The 16,597-nt window shown below is 73.3% G+C and carries 17 protein-coding genes; 10 read left to right on the forward strand and 7 right to left on the reverse strand.

What is annotated here, in order from left to right:
* Window positions 1-43 precede the first annotated feature (43 nt).
* The 3 genes from OG490_RS27265 (at window position 44) to OG490_RS27275 (ending at window position 1,532) form a co-directional block, all read left to right on the forward strand.
* Window positions 44-583: a CinA family protein gene (locus OG490_RS27265; protein ID WP_443065983.1), complete on the forward strand. Its 540-nt coding sequence runs from the start codon at window positions 44-46 to the stop codon at window positions 581-583.
* A gap of 109 nt (window positions 584-692) precedes the next feature.
* Window positions 693-1,070: a helix-turn-helix domain-containing protein gene (locus OG490_RS27270; RefSeq protein ID WP_330298900.1), complete on the forward strand. Its 378-nt coding sequence runs from the start codon at window positions 693-695 to the stop codon at window positions 1,068-1,070.
* 147 nt (window positions 1,071-1,217) lie between these two features.
* The gene (locus OG490_RS27275; RefSeq protein WP_330298901.1) at window positions 1,218-1,532 is read left to right on the forward strand and encodes a hypothetical protein; all 315 of its coding nucleotides are present in this window, start codon (window positions 1,218-1,220) and stop codon (window positions 1,530-1,532) included.
* On the opposite strand, the gene OG490_RS27280 is transcribed toward OG490_RS27275, so the two are convergent.
* From OG490_RS27280 to OG490_RS27290, 3 genes are all read right to left on the reverse strand, one after another.
* Window positions 1,480-2,247 (reverse strand): SDR family NAD(P)-dependent oxidoreductase, encoded by a 768-nt coding sequence (locus OG490_RS27280; RefSeq protein WP_330298902.1) that lies wholly within the window; start codon window positions 2,245-2,247, stop codon window positions 1,480-1,482. The two genes, OG490_RS27275 and OG490_RS27280, sit on opposite strands and share 53 nt — an antisense overlap.
* A gap of 36 nt (window positions 2,248-2,283) precedes the next feature.
* A complete protein-coding gene (locus OG490_RS27285; protein ID WP_330298903.1) occupies window positions 2,284-3,234 on the reverse strand; it encodes an Fpg/Nei family DNA glycosylase in 951 nt (316 codons plus the stop codon).
* 112 nt (window positions 3,235-3,346) lie between these two features.
* Window positions 3,347-7,963: a DEAD/DEAH box helicase gene (locus OG490_RS27290; protein ID WP_330298904.1), complete on the reverse strand. Its 4,617-nt coding sequence runs from the start codon at window positions 7,961-7,963 to the stop codon at window positions 3,347-3,349.
* Between the two features lie 113 nt (window positions 7,964-8,076).
* On the opposite strand from OG490_RS27290, the gene OG490_RS27295 reads away from it, so the two are divergent.
* The gene (locus tag OG490_RS27295; protein WP_330301088.1) at window positions 8,077-8,952 is read left to right on the forward strand and encodes an AraC family transcriptional regulator; all 876 of its coding nucleotides are present in this window, start codon (window positions 8,077-8,079) and stop codon (window positions 8,950-8,952) included.
* Here OG490_RS27295 and OG490_RS27300 read toward each other — a convergent pair.
* Window positions 8,949-9,755, reverse strand: coding sequence for a DUF4037 domain-containing protein (locus OG490_RS27300; RefSeq protein ID WP_330298905.1), 807 nt, complete (start codon window positions 9,753-9,755; stop codon window positions 8,949-8,951). The genes OG490_RS27295 and OG490_RS27300 overlap by 4 nt on opposite strands.
* A 66-nt stretch (window positions 9,756-9,821) precedes the next feature.
* On the opposite strand from OG490_RS27300, the gene OG490_RS27305 reads away from it, so the two are divergent.
* Together OG490_RS27305 and OG490_RS27310 are read left to right on the forward strand one after the other, a co-directional pair.
* A complete protein-coding gene (locus OG490_RS27305) occupies window positions 9,822-10,520 on the forward strand; it encodes an AzlC family ABC transporter permease (protein WP_330298906.1) in 699 nt (232 codons plus the stop codon).
* Window positions 10,517-10,825 (forward strand): AzlD domain-containing protein, encoded by a 309-nt coding sequence (locus OG490_RS27310; RefSeq protein ID WP_330298907.1) that lies wholly within the window; start codon window positions 10,517-10,519, stop codon window positions 10,823-10,825. Before OG490_RS27305 ends, OG490_RS27310 begins: the two co-directional genes overlap by 4 nt.
* On the opposite strand, the gene OG490_RS27315 is transcribed toward OG490_RS27310, so the two are convergent.
* Window positions 10,794-11,777, reverse strand: a complete 984-nt coding sequence (locus OG490_RS27315; RefSeq protein ID WP_330298908.1) for a hypothetical protein — start codon at window positions 11,775-11,777, stop codon at window positions 10,794-10,796. The two genes, OG490_RS27310 and OG490_RS27315, sit on opposite strands and share 32 nt — an antisense overlap.
* An 80-nt stretch (window positions 11,778-11,857) precedes the next feature.
* On the opposite strand from OG490_RS27315, the gene OG490_RS27320 reads away from it, so the two are divergent.
* Complete coding sequence (locus tag OG490_RS27320; protein ID WP_330298909.1) at window positions 11,858-12,052, forward strand: DUF3046 domain-containing protein; 195 nt, start codon at window positions 11,858-11,860, stop codon at window positions 12,050-12,052.
* A 160-nt stretch (window positions 12,053-12,212) separates the two neighbouring features.
* The gene (locus OG490_RS27325) at window positions 12,213-13,313 is read left to right on the forward strand and encodes an AI-2E family transporter (RefSeq protein WP_330301089.1); all 1,101 of its coding nucleotides are present in this window, start codon (window positions 12,213-12,215) and stop codon (window positions 13,311-13,313) included.
* Here the strand turns inward: OG490_RS27325 and OG490_RS27330 are convergent.
* Window positions 13,267-14,025 carry a Clp protease N-terminal domain-containing protein gene (locus tag OG490_RS27330; RefSeq protein WP_330298910.1) on the reverse strand — a complete coding sequence of 253 codons (759 nt, stop codon included), beginning with the start codon at window positions 14,023-14,025 and terminating at the stop codon, window positions 13,267-13,269. The two genes, OG490_RS27325 and OG490_RS27330, sit on opposite strands and share 47 nt — an antisense overlap.
* A 47-nt stretch (window positions 14,026-14,072) precedes the next feature.
* The gene (locus OG490_RS27335; RefSeq protein WP_330298911.1) at window positions 14,073-14,639 is read right to left on the reverse strand and encodes a 2'-5' RNA ligase family protein; all 567 of its coding nucleotides are present in this window, start codon (window positions 14,637-14,639) and stop codon (window positions 14,073-14,075) included.
* A gap of 184 nt (window positions 14,640-14,823) precedes the next feature.
* On the opposite strand from OG490_RS27335, the gene recA reads away from it, so the two are divergent.
* Both recA and recX read left to right on the forward strand, forming a co-directional pair.
* Complete coding sequence (gene recA / locus OG490_RS27340; protein WP_330298912.1) at window positions 14,824-15,936, forward strand: recombinase RecA; 1,113 nt, start codon at window positions 14,824-14,826, stop codon at window positions 15,934-15,936.
* Between the two features lie 3 nt (window positions 15,937-15,939).
* A complete protein-coding gene (gene recX, locus OG490_RS27345) occupies window positions 15,940-16,596 on the forward strand; it encodes a recombination regulator RecX (RefSeq protein ID WP_330298913.1) in 657 nt (218 codons plus the stop codon).
* The last annotated feature ends 1 nt before the right edge of the window (window position 16,597 follow it).

The following is a 16,597-nucleotide window of genomic DNA, read 5'->3' on the forward strand; positions in this document are numbered from 1 at the left end:
CGGGACGAGGGAATCTTCAGTGGCCTCAGTGACGGGTGATGCGATCCGGAGGGCCGCTGAGGCTGCCGGGACCACCGGGGCGGTTGCGGCCGATGTGCTGAACCTGCTCGCGGAGAGTAACGGAACGGTCGCGGTGGCGGAGTCCCTGACCGGCGGCATGGTGGCCGCCGAGCTCACCGCGGTCCCCGGCGCTTCTCGGTCATTTAGAGGCTCGGTCACGGCGTACGCGACCGAGCTGAAGCATCAGGTGCTGGGCGTGGACGCGGAGCTGCTGGCGGCCGAAGGCGCGGTAAACGCGCAGGTCGCAGAGGAGATGGCGGCCGGAGTGCGACGCGTCCTGGGCGCCTCGTGGGGCATCGCGACCACCGGAGTGGCCGGTCCGGAGCCACAGGACGGACAGCCGGTCGGCACCGTTTTCGTGGCCGTGGCAGGTCCCCGCGGCAGGAAAACGGCCCAGCTGCGGTTGAAAGGCTCCCGGGAGGAAATCCGTAGGGAGAGTGCACGCACAGTGCTCAAGCTTCTCGCGAGCGAACTCCGCGAGAATCTGCGGGGGCAGGATACGGAACAGGACGGGGGGATTTGATGTTTGCAGCCCTGAGTGAACACGACATCGCTCCCCGCACGGCCGCGGCGCGAGGCGGTACGGTGGGGCGTGAAGGTTACGGCTACACGGTCAGAGGAGGGAGCCACCGATGATTCTGCTCCGTCGCCTGCTGGGTGACGTGCTGCGTCGGCAGCGCCAGCGCCAGGGCCGTACTCTGCGCGAAGTCTCCTCGTCCGCCCGAGTTTCGCTCGGCTATCTCTCCGAGGTGGAGCGGGGGCAGAAGGAGGCATCTTCCGAGCTGCTCTCCGCGATCTGCGACGCGCTTGACGTACGGATGTCAGAGCTGATGCGGGAAGTCAGCGACGAGCTGTCGCTCGCCGAGCTGGCACAGTCGGCCGCGGCAAGCGGGCCGGTGTCCGCACCGGTTCGCCCGATGCTCAATTCGGTATCCGTGGCCTCGGTCACGGGCCCGGAACGGGTGACCATCAAGGCACCCGTGGAAGCGGTGAATGTCGTAGCCGCGTGATGTGCGAGCCGTTCGCGGCGCGCGTATGAGTGTGGTCGGAGCCCCGGCCGGTGCTGATGCACCGGCCGGGGCTCCCGGCCGTTCTGGGTGCGGGGTCGCAGGGGGTGCGGGAGGATTGGGCGTGTCCGGGACCCCGGCCCCTGGGAGATGACCGTGCGGAGGTTGCTGCGGACGCGGATACCCGCGGGCTTGGCCCTCGCGCTGGTCGTGGGCGTTCTGTGGTGGTGGGCCGTGCTGCGGCTGGCACTGGCGCCGGACGAGGCCGGGCCCCTGGAGGGCGCGGTCGCCGTCGGGGGGTGGGGACTGGGACTGCTGCCGGTGCACTGCGTGCCGGGGCCCGGGCGGGGACGGGGGCGTCGCGGGTCCGGTGGGCTGGACGCGGACGGGGCCGCTGGGCGGGCAGGGGTCGTTACCAGGGCATCGACACCCCACCGTTCGGACGAAGGATCTGGCCCGTCATGAAGGACGAGGCGTCCGAGGCGAGGTAGAGCACCGCCTGGGCGATGTCCTCGGGCTCGCCGACCCGGCGCAGCGGGGACATCCGCGTCATCATCGCCTCGGTCTGCTCCTGGACCTCGGGGCTGTGCCGACCGGTCATCGGGGTGCGGATCCAGCCCGGGGCCACGGCATTCACCCGGATGCCGTGCGGGCCGGCCTCGGTGGCCAGGGTCTTGGTCAGCTGGACGACGGCGGCCTTGGCGGCGCTGTAGCAGAGCAGGCCGGGCTGGGCGGCGTCCACGGCGCCGGAGGCCATCGTGACGATCGAGCCGGGACGGCCCGCCGCGATCATGGAGCGGGCGGCCTCCTGGCAGGTGCGCAGGACGCCCTTGAAGTTGATGTCCAGGACCCGGTCGAGGTCCTCGTCGGTCGTGTCCAGGACGCTGCTGCTGTGCATGATCCCGGCGATCGCGGCGGTGATGTCGAGCGGGCCGGCCTGGGCGATGGCGGCCTTTATCGCGGCGCGGTCGGTGACGTCGAGAGGGTGGACGGTGGCCCGGCCGCCCGCCTTGGTGATCAGCTCGGCGGTCTCCTGGAGGCCTTGCGCGTCACGGTCCGCGCAGTGCACGGCCGCTCCCGCCTCGGCGAGGAGCACGGCGGTGGCGCGGCCGATACCGCTGGCGGCGCCGGTGATCAGGGCGGTGCGGCCGGTGAGGTCGTACGCAGTGGGTGTGGGCATGCGGGGACGGTACGACCGGATCTGACGGAGCGTCAACTACGGCGTCGGGCCGGATTGGCAACGGGGACACCAGTAGGTGGGGCGGCCGTCCTGCGGAGCCTCGCGCACCGGGGTGCCGCAGCGCAGGCAGGGCCGGTGGGCGCGACCGTAGACGAAGAGGTCCTGGCCGGGGCGGCGGCTGCCGGTGGTGTTGCGACGGCGGTCCATGGTCGCGTCCTTGTCCGTGCCCTTGTTCGTGCCTTGGTCCGCGCCCTTGTTCGCGTCGAGGAGCCGGTGCGCGGCGGCGGTGAGACGGGGGAGCGTGGCCCGCGGGACGTCACCGACGGGGGTCCAGGGGGTGAGCCCGGCGAGGAAGCAGAGCTCGGCCTTGTAGATGTTGCCGATGCCGGCCAGGTTGCGCTGATCGAGCAGGGCCTCGCCGAGGGGACGACCGGGGTCGGAGAGGAGGTGGGCCGCGGCTACCTCCGCGTCCCAGTCCGGACCGAGCAGATCGGGGCCGAGGTGCCCGACGGCGCGGTGCTCGTCGACGGTGCGGAGCAGCTCCACGACGGGGAGACGGTAGCCGACGGCGATGTGGGTGGCGGTGGCGAGGACCACACGGATCTCGTGGGCGGGATACCGGGGCCCTCCGGGGATGGCGGGGGCGGTGCCGGTGCCTGTGCCTGTGCCGTGGGTGGCATTGGCGGTGTTGGCGAAGACGCGCCAGGCGCCGTCCATGCGGAGGTGGGTGTGAAGGGTGAGTCGATCGGTGGCGCGGTGGGGTCCGCCGGTAGGGGGCCCGGAGTGGCCGGGGCCGTTGGGTTCGCCGGGGCCGCTGAGGCGGATGAGGAGGTGTTTGCCGCGGGAGACGACCTCGAGGGTGGTGCGGCCGGTGAGATCGGCGGTGGCGAAGCGGGGGACGCGGAGGTCCGAGTGGGTGAGCACCTTCCCCGCCAGGGCTTCGCGGAGCAGGGCCGCAGTGCGGTAGACGCTGTCGCCTTCGGGCATGTCCCCATTCTGGGCCCCGCCCCTCCCGCTCGGAGCGTACTCGGATGCCCCGGCAGCGCGCCGAGGTGCGGTGCCGGGCGCCGCGACCCGGTGAACCTTTCCGGTCACAGCACTAGCGCAGGCGGAGGCCTCGGGGTGTGGCGTGGAAGCCGGCGGATTCCAGGGGTGGGGAGTAGGGGGAGGTGAGGGCGGGGGTGGCGTTGATGCGTTCCACCGTGAGGGCCGGGAGGGTGCCTGCGCGGGAGGCTTCGGTGAGGGACTGCAGGGCCGCCGTGAGGTCGGGGGCGTCCGGGGCGGGCCAGGCCAGGAGGGTTTTGCCGCCGCGCTCCAAGTAGAGGGTCAGGGCGCCGTCCACCAGGACCACCAGGGAGCCGGCCTTGCGGCCCGGTTTGTGGGTGGCGCCGGAGGGAGGCTCCGGCCAGGGGAGGGCCGCGCCGTAGGCGTTCGCCGGGTCGGCGGCCGCGAGGACCACCGCCGCCAGCGGGGGTGGGGTGCGCTCGGCGGCGCGGAGGCGGTCTACCGCTCCGTCCATGGCGAACTGGGCGGCGCCCAGGCCTTCGACCACGTAACCCCGGCGGGCCTGGCCGCTGTCCTCGAAGGCCGACAGGATGCGGTAGACGGCCGAGAAGCCGCCCTCCACCCCTTCGGCGGCCACCGCGCCCCGGGTCACCACGCCGTGGCGGTCCAGCAGGGTGCGGGCCAGGGCGTGTGCCCGGTGGGTGGGGTCAGGGGTGTGGGCCGGGAGCAGGGACCAGCGGCCCGAGACCGTCGGGGGGCCGGTACGGGAGGCCTGGGGGGCGAGGGTGCCGTAGCGGCCGCGGGGGATCGTGCGGCGGGCCCGGTGGGCCGTGGCCCCGGCCGTCCGGCCCGAGCCCAGGAGGGAGCGCAGGGGGGCCAGGGTGTCGTTGGTGAGGCGGCCCGACCAGGTGAGGTCCCAGATCGCCGAGGAGAGGTCCAGGTCCGAGGCCTCCGGGGTGTGGGCGCGGACCGCGTCCGCGAGCTGGCGGAAGAACAGGGCGTAACCGCCGGAGAGGGTGCTCAGGACCGCTTCGTGGAGCGGGGTGAGCTCCAGGGGGTGCTGCGGGGGGAGGAGCAGCGGGGCGGCCTCGGCGAGGTAGAGGGAGATCCAGCCGTCCTTGCCCGGGAGGGAGCCCGCACCCGCCCAGACCACTTCGCCGGTGGTGGTCAGCTCGTCCAGGAGGGTCGGGGAGTAGTCCGAGACCCGGGACGGGAGGATCAGCCGTTCGAGGGCGGAGGCCGGGACGGGGGCGCCCTGGAGCTGTTCGATCGCGCGGGCCAGTCCGTCGATGCCGCGCAGGGCTCCACCCAGGTGCTGCCACTGGGGGAGGAAGGTGGCGAGGGCGGTGGGTGGGACCGGCTCCAGTTCCTGGCGCAGGGCGGCCAGCGAGCGGCGCCGCAGTCTGCGCAGTACGCCGGCGTCGCACCATTCCTGGCCGATGCCCGCCGGGTGGAACTCGCCCTGGACCGTCCGCCCGGCCGCCGCCAGTCGGTGCAGGGCGCCGTCGGTCACGGCCGCGCCCAGCCCGAAGCGGGCGGCGGCCGAGGCGGTGGTGAAGGGGCCGTGGGTGCGGGCCCAGCGGGCGAGGAGATCGCCCAGCGGGTCCTTCACCGGCTCGGTGAACGCCTCCGGGACGCCCACCGGGAGCGCCGTGCCCAGCGCGTCCCGCAGCCGGCCCGCGTCCTCGATCGCCGCCCAGTGCTCCTCGCCGCCGATCCGGACCCGGATCGCCCTGCGGGAGGAGCCGAGGGAGCGCGCCCATGCCGGGTCCGCGCCGCGCGCCTTCAGCTCCGCGGGGGTCAGCGGGCCCAGCAGGCGCAGCAGGTCGGCCACCGACTCGGCGTCCTTGGCCCGCCGGTCCTCCGTCAGCCACTGGAGCTCCCGCTCCAGCTCCGCCAGTACCTCCGCGTCCAGCAGTTCGCGGAGCTCGGCCTGGCCGAGCAGTTCCGCGAGCAGCCGGGAGTCCAGGGACAGCGCGGCCGCCCTGCGCTCCGCCAGCGGCGAGTCGCCCTCGTAGAGGAACTGGGCCACGTACCCGAAGAGGAGGGAGCGGGCGAAGGGGGAGGGCTCGGCGGTGGTGACCTCGACGAGGCGGACCCGGCGGGCTTCGATGTCCCCCATCAGCTCGGTCAGGCCCGGTACGTCGAAGACGTCCTGCAGGCATTCCCGTACGGCTTCCAGCACGATCGGGAACGAGCCGAACTCCGAAGCCACCTGGAGGAGCTGCGAGGCGCGCTGGCGCTGCTGCCACAGGGGGGTGCGCTTGCCGGGATTGCGGCGCGGCAGGAGCAGGGCGCGCGCCGCGCACTCGCGGAAGCGGGAGGCGAACAGCGCGGAGCCGCCGACCTGGTCGGTGACGATCTGCTGGACGTCCCCGTGGTCGAAGGTCACGTCCGCCGCGCCCAGCGGGGCCTTCTCGTCGTCGAACTCGAAGGATCCGAGGCCGGGTCCGGCCCCGCCGGGGAACCCCGGGTTCGCGGGGTCGTGGTCGAGCAGGTCCATGCTGAGCAGGTCGGCGTCCGGGAGGCGGAGCACGATGCCGTCGTCGGCGTGCATCACCTGCGCGTCCATCCCGTACCGCTCGGAGAGGCGGGCGCCGAGGGCCAGCGCCCACGGGGCGTGCACCTGGGCGCCGAAGGGGGAGTGGACGACGACCCGCCAGTCGCCGAGCTCGTCGCGGAACCGCTCGACCACGATCGTGCGGTCGTCCGGTACGTGGCCGCAGGCCTCGCGCTGTTCGGCGAGGTAGGACAGGACGTTCTCCGAGGCCCAGGCGTCCAGGCCCGCCGCCAGCAGGCGCAGGCGCGCGTCCTCGGTGGTGAGCCCGCCGAGCTCGCGCAGGAACGCGCCGACCGCGCGGCCCAGTTCGAGCGGCCGGCCCAGCTGGTCGCCCTTCCAGAACGGGAGCCGGCCCGGGACCCCGGGGGCGGGGGTGACCAGGACGCGGTCGCGGGTGATGTCCACGATCCGCCAGGAGGTGGTGCCCAGGGTGAAGACGTCGCCGACGCGGGATTCGTAGACCATCTCCTCATCGAGCTCGCCGACCCGGCCGCCGCCCTTCTTCGGGTCGGACCCGGCCAGGAAGACGCCGAAGAGGCCGCGGTCCGGGATGGTCCCGCCGGAGGTGACCGCGAGCCGCTGGGCACCGGGCCGGCCGGTGACCGTACCGGCCACGCGGTCCCACACCACCCGGGGTCTGAGCTCCGCGAACGCGTCCGACGGATAGCGGCCGGCCAGCATGTCCAGGACCGCCGTGAACGCCGAATCGGGCAGCGCCGCGAAGGGCGCCGCCCGCCGCACCAGGGCGAGCAGGTCGTCCAGCTGCCAGGTGTCCATCGCGGTCATCGCGACGAGCTGCTGGGCGAGGACGTCCAGCGGATTGGAGGGCACGCGCAGGGATTCGATCGAGCCGGTGCGCATCCGCTCGGTGACCACGGCGGCCTGGACCAGGTCCCCCCGGTACTTGGGGAAGACCACCCCGGTGGAGACCGCGCCCACCTGGTGCCCGGCCCGGCCGACCCGCTGGAGCCCGGAGGCCACCGACGGCGGGGACTCCACCTGGATGACGAGGTCCACCGCGCCCATGTCGATGCCGAGCTCCAGGCTGGAGGTGGCGACGACGGCGGGGAGCCGGCCCGCCTTCAGGTCCTCCTCCACCAGGGCCCGCTGCTCCTTGGAGACCGAACCGTGGTGGGCGCGGGCCAGCAGCGGCGGCGCGCCGTGGGCGGCGCCCGACTGGGCCATGATCTCGGCCGGGGGCGAGCCCTCGGGCAGGGGGCTGCCCATCGCGCGCTCGTACGCGATCTCGTTGAGCCGGTTGCACAGGCGCTCGGCGAGGCGGCGGGAGTTGGCGAACACGATCGTGGAGCGGTGGGCCTGGACCAGATCGGCGATCCGCTCCTCCACGTGCGGCCAGATGGAGGGCTTGTCGCCGCCCTCCTTGCCCTCGGTTGCGGGGGAGCCGCCCAACTCGCCCATGTCCTCGACGGGGACGACCACCGAAAGGTCGAACTCCTTGGTCGAGGGCGGCTGGACGATCTCCACCTTGCCGCGCGGCGCGAGGTAGCGGGCCACCTCGTCCACCGGCCGGACCGTCGCCGACAGGCCGATCCGGCGGGCCGGGCGCGGCAGCAGCTCGTCCAACCGCTCCAGCGACAGGGCGAGATGGGCTCCGCGCTTGGTCCCGGCGACGGCGTGCACCTCGTCCAGGATCACCGTCTCGATCCCGGTCAGCGCCTCGCGGGCCGCCGAGGTCAGCATCAGGAACAGCGATTCGGGCGTGGTGATCAGGATGTCCGGCGGCCGGGTGGACAGGGCCCGCCGCTCGGCGGGCGGGGTGTCGCCGGAGCGGATCCCGACCCGGATCTCCGGCTCGGGCAGCCCCAGGCGCGCGGACTCCTGCCGGATTCCGGTGAGCGGGCTGCGCAGATTGCGCTCCACGTCCACCGCCAGGGCCTTGAGCGGCGATACGTACAGCACCCGGCAGCGCTTCTTCGGGTCGGCCGGGGGCGGGGTCGACGCGAGCTGGTCCAGGGCGGCGAGGAAGGCGGCCAGGGTCTTGCCGGATCCGGTGGGGGCCACCACCAGTACGTCCGAGCCCTGCGCGATCGCCCGCCAGGCGCCCTCCTGTGCGGAGGTGGGCGAGGCGAAGGCCCCCGTGAACCAGGAGCGGGTCGCGGGGGAGAACGAGTCGAGCGCGGTACCGGACATGCCCCCATCGTGCACCCGGCCACTGACAACCGGCCGGAGCTGTGGAAACGCCGATCCGGGGCGGGGCGCAGAATGGGGGGATGGGTACGGGGACCGGAGCCGCCGAGGACGCCATGGCCGACGGTGCCACGGCCGAGGGCGGCGCGGCCGAGGGCGGCCGGGAATGGGCACGGCACTGGCAGTACGCGCAGTTGCCCGGCCTGGACCTGCTGCGCGCCCACTACGTACGCCACACCTTCCCGCGCCACGCCCACGACGGCTACGTCATCGCGGCCGTCACCGGCGGCATCGAGGAGATCGGGCTGCCCGGAGGAACCGTCCGCGCCGGCCCCGGCAGCGTGGTCCTCATCAACCCCGAGGTCGCGCACACCGCCCGCGCCGGGGTCCCCGAGGGCTGGGCCTACGCCACCCTCTACCCCTCCCGGGCGCTGATCGCCGAGGTCGCCGCCGAGATCGGCACCCTGCGCGGAACCCCCGGTTTCACCGCCGACATGGTCACCGACCCGCAGGCCTCCCGGGTCATCACCGAGGTCCACCGGGCCGCCGAGGCCGGCAACGCCCTGGCCGCCGACACCCTGCTGCGCGGCGCGGTGGCCCGGATGCTGACCCGGCACGCAGGGCCGCTGCCGGCCCGTGCGGTACGCCGAGCGGGCGCGGCCGACGCGGAGCGGGCCCGGGCCGTGCTCGAGGAGCGGATGGGCGAGCCGCCTTCGCTGGAGCAGCTCGCGGCGGAGCTGGGCACCAGCCCGTTCGCCCTGCTGCGGGCCTTCCGGGACCGGTACGGCATGCCTCCGCACACCTGGCTCACGGACGCCCGGGTCCGGCGGGCGCGCAGCCTCCTCGACGCCGGAACCCCGCCGGCGGAGGCGGCCGTGACCGTCGGGTTCACCGACCAACCCCACTTGAACCGGCACTTCACCCGCATCGTGGGGGTCCCGCCGGGCGCCTACCGGCGGGGCCGGGCCGCCGGTAGGGCCCTGGGTCCCTAGGCCGACAGCGCCGCGCGGGTCTCCTCGATCAGGGCGCGGGCCCCTTCCACCGTTGCCGAAAGGGCTTCGGCGGTGGCACCCTGCGCACCCAGCAGGGCGCGGACGCGGTCGCCGAAGTTCGGCGGAGCCGACGGCAGGAGCTCCGCGGCCGCCAGCGCGCCCTTCTCGTTCAGGCACCAGCGGCGGTCGGCCGCGAACAGGGCCTGGGCGAGGATCCCGAACGCCCGGGACAGGCACAGCGAGACGTACAGCCCGTCCGCGCGGGCCGCGCCCTTCGCCGCGCCCGCGGCGAGGAACTCCGCCTCCCAGGCCCCGGCGATCAGCGCCTCCCGCAGGGGCTCCGGATAGACCGAAGTACGGGCGCGCAGCGCGGTCAGCTCGCCGGAGGGGTCGGCCAGGACCTGGCCGAGGGCCACCTCGCCGGGGTAGCAGGGGGACCAGAAGCCGAGCGGATGCCCCGGCTGCACGCCCACCTCGTAGCGGCCCTCGCGGCAGTCCTCCCAGACCCGCTCGACCCGGTCCAGGTCCCGCAGGATCCAGTCCACCGCCACGCCGTCGACCTTCAGCCAAGCGCCGCCGTTGACCCAGGGGCCCCAGCCGCCCGGCCCGGACACCTCCACGTCGGGCCCGGCCAGTGCGCGCAGCGCGCCGAGATCGAGGGCGTCGCCGCGGTAGTAGACGCCGAGGTCCCAGTCCGATTCCGGCCGGTGCTCGCCGCGGGCCCGGCTGCCGCCGAGCATGACTCCGCCGACACCGGGTACCGCGGCCAGTCGCCCGGCCATCTCCTTGATCATTTCATGCATGGTGCAAGAACGTACAAGACCGCGGTGCCGTCCGCTCCGTAGTTTCGGGGCGTGGGAGAACATCAGATGGTGATAAGAGAAGTCCCCGCCGGGGCCGCGGCCAAGCCGCGCGCCGCCGTCGTCCGCGACGCGCTCGGCGTCGGGGTGGCGGTCGGGCTGTCCGGGTTCGCCTTCGGGGTGACGGCCGCCGGGTCCGGGGTCAGCACCCTCCAGGCGTGCGTGCTCAGCCTGCTCGTCTTCACCGGAGCCTCGCAGTTCGCACTGGTCGGGGCGCTGGCCGCGGGCGGGAACCCGTTCACCGCCGCCGCCGGGGCCTTCTTCCTGGGGACCCGCAACGCCTTCTACGGGCTGCGGCTGTCCCAGCTGCTCGCGCTCCCCAAGGGGATCCGGCCCTTCGCCGCGCACTGGGTGATCGACGAGACCACCGCGGTGGCCCTCGCCCAGCCCGACCGCAGGACGGCCCGGCTCGGTTTCACCGTCACCGGACTCAGCCTCTACGTCCTGTGGAACCTCACCACCCTGCTGGGTGCGCTCGGCGCCGAAGCCATCGGGGACACCAGGGCCTGGGGGCTGGACGCGGCCGGACCCGCCGTGTTCCTCGCGCTGCTCGCGCCCATGCTGAAGAGCTCCACCGAGCGTGCCGTCGCCGCGCTCGCCCTCGTCCTCGGGCTCGGACTGCTGCCGGTCCTGCCCGCCGGGGTGCCCGTGCTCGTCGCCGCGCTGTCCGCCCCCGTGATCCTCTGGCTGAAGGGACGCCGCTCGTGAACGTCTGGATCGCCATCGGCCTCACCGCCGTCGGCTGCTACGCCGTCAAGCTCGCCGGACTGCTCGTCCCCGCCGGGGCCCTGGAGCGGCCGGCCGTGCGCCAACTGTCCGCACTGCTTCCGGTCGCCCTGCTCGCCGCGCTCACCGCGCAGCAGACCTTCGCCACCGGGCACGAGCTCGTCCTCGACGCCCGCGCCGCCGGGCTCGCGGCCGCCGGGATCGCGCTGCTGCTGCGGGCCCCGTTCCTCGTCGTGGTCGCGGCGGCCGTGGTGGTCACCGCGGGTCTGCGGGCCCTGGGAGGCTGATTCCCTGCGGGAGGACCCCGTAGGCGCGCAGCGTCAGCAGTGCCTCCAGGGTGGCGATCGGCCGCCGCTCCAGCGAGCTGCCCGGCGCCCAGGCCCTGCGGTGCACCGGCCAGCCGCCGTCCGGCTGCTGCGAGCCGGCCAGGAAGCGCAGCGAGCGGCGCAGCTCCGCGTCCGTGAACCAGCCGCGGGCCAGCGAGTCGGGGCGGCGGGCGAAGTCGTACGGGTGGAGGTGCTCGCCCGGGGCGTAGCCGGGCACCGGGGGGTACGCGTCGCGGTCCGCGGGATCCAGTACGACGAGCCGCTGCTCGCGCACGAGGCGCCCCAGCCGGTCCGCGGCCGCCGCGGCCCGCGCCCGGTCGGGGACTCCGTCCAGGAAGGCCACCGCGCTCTGGATCTCGTACGGGTGCGAGCGGCGCAGGTGCTCCACCCGGTCCCAGCAGAAGTCCGTGGCCCGGAACAGCCACGCGTGCCAGATCCGGTTGCGGTGCAGCAGCCCGACCACGGGGCCGGTGGTCAGCAGGTCGCCCGGCGGATCGTCGTGCAGCGGGTGGTACGGGGCCGCCGGGTAGCCCCCGGGCTGCGGGGCGGTCACCGGAAGCGCCCCATCCGGGGTGGAGAGGCGGGTCAGGTGGGCGCAGAGCCGCTCGATGCGCTGGCCGGAGCAGCGCCCCAGGCCGTCCAGGACGCGCAGGGCGTGGGCGGTGTGCAGGGGATGGCTGAGCGGGCCGCGCAGATCCGGATCGAGGGCGTGGCCGTAGCCGCCGTCGCCACCGAGGTACGCGCCGAGGGCGGCGTCCACCGGGTCGGCTTCCCCGCCGAGGAAGTGGAACGCGTACCGCCGCTGCTCCAGGACCCGGGCGGTGAGCCAGATGAACCGCTCGGCGCGGGCCAGCGGGGACGGCGGGGTCGTGGCGCTCGCCGCCGCCGGGGCCAAAGCTTCGTCTCCAGGCATGCGAGAAACCTAGGGGCGGGTGCTGCGCCCGGGGGGCCCGAACGCGGCCGGTGCACTCTCCGGGGCGGGATACTGGGGGCATGCGGTTGACGATTTTCTGGGAACGGATGGCCGAGCACTTCGGCGCGGGCTACGCGGAGTCCTTCGCGCGCGACCACGTGATGGGGGAACTCGGGGGCCGCACGGTCCACGAGGCGCTGGACGCCGGGTGGGAGGCCAAGGACGTGTGGCGCGCGGTGTGTTCGGCGATGGACGTGCCGGCCTCGCTGCGCTGAGGGGCGCGCGGTTCCCCGTACGGGGGCCGGGTGGGACAGACTTGGCGGCGTGGCAGCGACAGATGAGACGACTACCGACCGGCACGCCGAGCAGGTTCCCGCCGACGACGGCGCACCACCCGAGGTGCCACCGGTCGCCCCGGTCCCCGACGGGACCCGGATGCCGCGCTGGCTGCCGCGCGCGGTGGTCCTCGTACTGGCCCTCGTGGCCTGCTTCCAGCTCGGCAGCTGGGCCTTCCACCAGCTGATCGGGCTGCTCGTCAACATCCTGATCGCGTTCTTCCTCGCGCTCGCCATCGAACCCGCCGTGGCCAGGATGGCGGCCCGCGGCATGCGCCGCGGGCTCGCCACCTTCCTGGTGTTCCTCGGGGTGTTCGTGGCGGCCGCCGGATTCGTCGTCCTGCTCGGCTCGATGCTCGCCGGGCAGATCGTCGACCTGGTGGAAGGGTTCCCGGGCTATCTGGACTCGGTGATCGGCTCGATCAACGACACCTTCCACACGGATCTGTCCCGGCTCGACATCCAGGACAGCCTGCTGCACTCCGACTGGCTCCAGAAGTACGTGCAGAACAGTGCCAGCGGCGTGCTCGACGTGTCCGCCACCGTGCTCGGCGGGCTCTTCAAGCTGCTGACGATCGGCCTGTTCTCCTTCTACTTCGCCGCGGACGGGCCACGGCTGCGGCGCGCACTGTGCTCCGTACTGCCGCCGGCGAAGCAGTCGGAGGTGCTGCGGGCCTGGGAGATCGCCGTCACCAAGACGGGCGGCTACCTCTACTCGCGCGGACTGATGGCGCTGGTCTCCGGGATCGCGCACTACATCTGCTTCGTGGTGCTCGACGTGCCGTACGCGCCCGCGCTCGCGGTGTGGGTGGGGCTGGTCTCGCAGTTCATCCCCACCATCGGCACCTACCTGGCGGGCGCGCTGCCGATGCTGCTGGCCTTCTCGGTCAGCCCCTGGTACGCGCTGTACGTGCTCGGATTCGTGGTGGTCTACCAGCAGTTCGAGAACTACGTCCTCCAGCCGAAGCTGACCGCGAAGACCGTGGACATCCATCCGGCGGTGGCCTTCGGATCGGTCATCGCCGGCACCGCCCTGCTGGGCGCGGTCGGGGCGCTCATCGCGATCCCGGCCGTCGCCACGATGCAGGCCTTCCTGGGCGCGTACGTGAAGCGGTACGCGGTGGCCGAGGACGGGGACGGTCCCGTGGGGGGTGCTACTTCTCCCCGGTGGCGCCGAGTACGGATTCCAGGGCTTCGGTGACGCTCGCCTCGGTGGCGGCCTTGTCGATGCCGAGGGAGGTGAGCAGGCCCTCGCCGTCCTCGAGTTCGAGGAGGGCGAGCAGGATGTGCTCGGTGCCCACGTAGGCGTGGCCCAGGCGCAGGGCCTCGCGGAAGGTGAGTTCGAGGGCCTTCTTGGCGGCGGAGTCGAAGGGGACGAGCGCGGGCATCTCCGCGGCGGCGGCCGGCAGGGCGGCGGTCGCGGCGGCGCGGACGTCCTCCGGGGCGATCCCCTGCGCCCGCAGGGCGAGCGCGGCGAGGGACTCGGGATCGGCGAGCAGGCCGAGGACCAGGTGCGCGGTGCCGATCTCGCTGCTGGAGGCCGAGCGGGCCTCGTTCTGGGAGGTGACGACCACGTTGCGGGCGCGCGGGGTGAAACGGGCGAAGCCCTGCGAGGCGTCGAGGTCGTTGCCCTCCCCGGCCTTGTCGGGCTTGGGAACGAAGCGCTTCTGGGCGGCCTGGCGGGTGACGCCCATGCTGCGGCCGATGTCGGTCCAGGAGGCGCCGGAGCGGCGGGCCTGGTCGACGAAGTGGCCGATGAGGTGGTCCGCGACCTCCCCGAGCGCCTCGGCGGCGACGACGGCGCCGCTGAGCTGCTCCAGGGTGTCGGTGTGGACCTTCTTGATGGCCTCGATCAGCTCGTCGAGGCGTACCGGATTGGTCATGCGAACGGGTTCCACCGAAGGGTTCGTCATAAGTGCAACCCTAGGTTGACAGTCGAATGACTGTCAACCGTTGGTTGTCACTTCTCCGGCTCCCGTTCGTCCTGAGGCTCCCGCAGTGCGAACGAGGTGTGCTCGCGCCAGGCCGTGCCGTCGAAGGCCACCAGGTCCACCGAGCGGACGCGGGCGGTGAAGGGGAGCCGGTCGCGCAGGTCGGTTTCGACGGCGTCCAGGGTCGCCTCCTGGGCCCGCTGGGCCACGGTGAGGTGCGGGACCACCCCGGGATACCGGCCGCCGTAGGGCGGCGCCTCAGGCCAGCGCCCGGCGACCGCCAGGGTGAGGTGCTTCAGCGGGTCGCCGGGCTCGGGGGCGAGGTAGAGGACCCCCGGGAAGCGGCCGGTCCGCTCGAAGCGGAGGTCGAAGGCGCGCAGGGGGTGCAGGAGCGCGGCCAGCGCGGCGAGGGTGGAGGGGGTGATGCGGCTCTCGTCGAGGAACGGGTAGAGGACGCTGACGTGCGCCGGGACCCCGGCCCGGGCGGAGTGGTCGAGCCGGTCCCGCCACTCGCCGACCACGGGCTCCGCCTCGGGTATCCGCACGATGAGCGCCGTCTGGCCTGCCCGGAAGGTGCTGTCGTTCGTGTCTGCCATGGCACTGGATCATGCCAGCCGGGGGTGGGGCGGGCGGGTTCGGCGTGGCGCGCTTGACAGGGAAATCGAACACACATTCTCATGGGTTGTCCACAGTCAAAACGGACGGCGGACCGCGTTGTCAGTGGCAGGCGTTAGCGTCAATGGCGTGAAGCGATCGACTCAAGCAAATCGGGTGGAACCCATGGCAGGCAACGACCGCGAGAAGGCTCTCGACGCCGCGCTCGCACAGATTGAACGGCAATTCGGCAAGGGTGCCGTGATGCGGCTCGGCGACAAGCCGAACGAACCCATCGAGGTCATCTCCACCGGCTCGACCGCGCTGGACATCGCGCTCGGCGTCGGCGGGCTGCCCCGCGGCCGTGTGGTCGAGGTGTACGGACCGGAGTCCTCCGGTAAGACGACCCTGACCCTCCACGCCGTGGCCAACGCACAGAAGGCCGGCGGCACCGTCGCCTTCGTGGACGCCGAGCACGCGCTCGACCCCGAGTACGCCAAGGCCCTCGGTGTGGACACCGACAACCTCATCCTGTCCCAGCCGGACACCGGCGAGCAGGCGCTGGAGATCGTGGACATGCTGGTCCGCTCCGGTGCGATCGACCTGATCGTCATCGACTCCGTCGCGGCGCTCGTGCCGCGCGCGGAAATCGAGGGTGAGATGGGCGACTCGCACGTGGGTCTCCAGGCCCGTCTGATGAGCCAGGCCCTCCGGAAGATCACCGGTGCGCTCAGCCAGTCCAAGACCACCGCGATCTTCATCAACCAGCTCCGCGAGAAGATCGGTGTGATGTTCGGCTCGCCGGAGACCACCACCGGTGGCCGCGCGCTGAAGTTCTACGCCTCCGTGCGCCTCGACATCCGACGCATCGAGACCCTGAAGGACGGCACGGAAGCGGTCGGCAACCGCACCCGCGTCAAGGTCGTGAAGAACAAGGTCGCGCCGCCCTTCAAGCAGGCCGAGTTCGACATCCTCTACGGCCAGGGCATCAGCCGCGAAGGCGGCCTGATCGACATGGGCGTGGAGCACGGCTTCGTGCGCAAGGCCGGCGCCTGGTACACGTACGAGGGCGACCAGCTCGGCCAGGGCAAGGAGAACGCCCGCAACTTCCTCAAGGACAACCCCGACCTCGCCAACGAGATCGAGCGGAAGATCAAGGAGAAGCTGGGCGTCGGTGTCCGAAAGGTCGCTGACGCCACCGCCGAGGCCGGCGCGGACGCCGCCGCCGAGACCCCGGCCGTGCCCGCTCCCGCCTCGAAGGCGAAGACGACGGCCAAGGCCGCCGTCGCCAAGAGCTGACCCGTGTGGGAGCAGGAAAAGGGCGGCGCGGACGGCCCTGAAGGCCGCCGCGCGGGCGGTCGGCAAGGCCGCCGCGAAGGCGGCGGCCGGGGTGGCCGCCGCCCGGACGGCGCCAGGGAAGACCGCCAGGAGCTGCCGCCCCAGAGCCCCGAGGAGCAGGCGCGGGCGATCTGTCTGCGTCTGCTCACCGGGATGCCGCGCACCCGGCGGCAGCTCGCGGATGCCCTGGCCAAGCGGGACATCCCCGAGGAGGTGTCGGAGCAGGTCCTCTCCCGGTTCGAGGAGGTGGGCCTGATCGACGACGCCGCCTTCGCCGGTGCCTGGGTCGAATCCCGGCACCGCGGCCGGGGCCTGGCCCGCCGGGCGCTCGCCCAGGAGCTGCGGACCAAGGGGGTGGACCCCACCCTCGTACAGGAGGCCCTGGAACAGCTGGACTCCGACCAGGAGGAGGAGACCGCCCGGGAGCTCGTGGAGCGCAAGCTCCGCTCCACCCGGGGCCTGGAGCGCGACAAGCGGCTCCGGCGGCTCGCCGGGATGCTCGCCCGCAAGGGATACCCGGAGGGCATGGCCCTGCGGGTGGTCCGCCGCGCCCTGGAGGCGGAGGGCACCGAGGACCTCGACGGCGAGGACCTGGGGTACCCGGGGTACTCGGGGGGCTGAT

This window comes from Streptomyces sp. NBC_00503 (assembly GCF_036346895.1).
Lineage (GTDB): Bacteria > Actinomycetota > Actinomycetes > Streptomycetales > Streptomycetaceae > Streptomyces.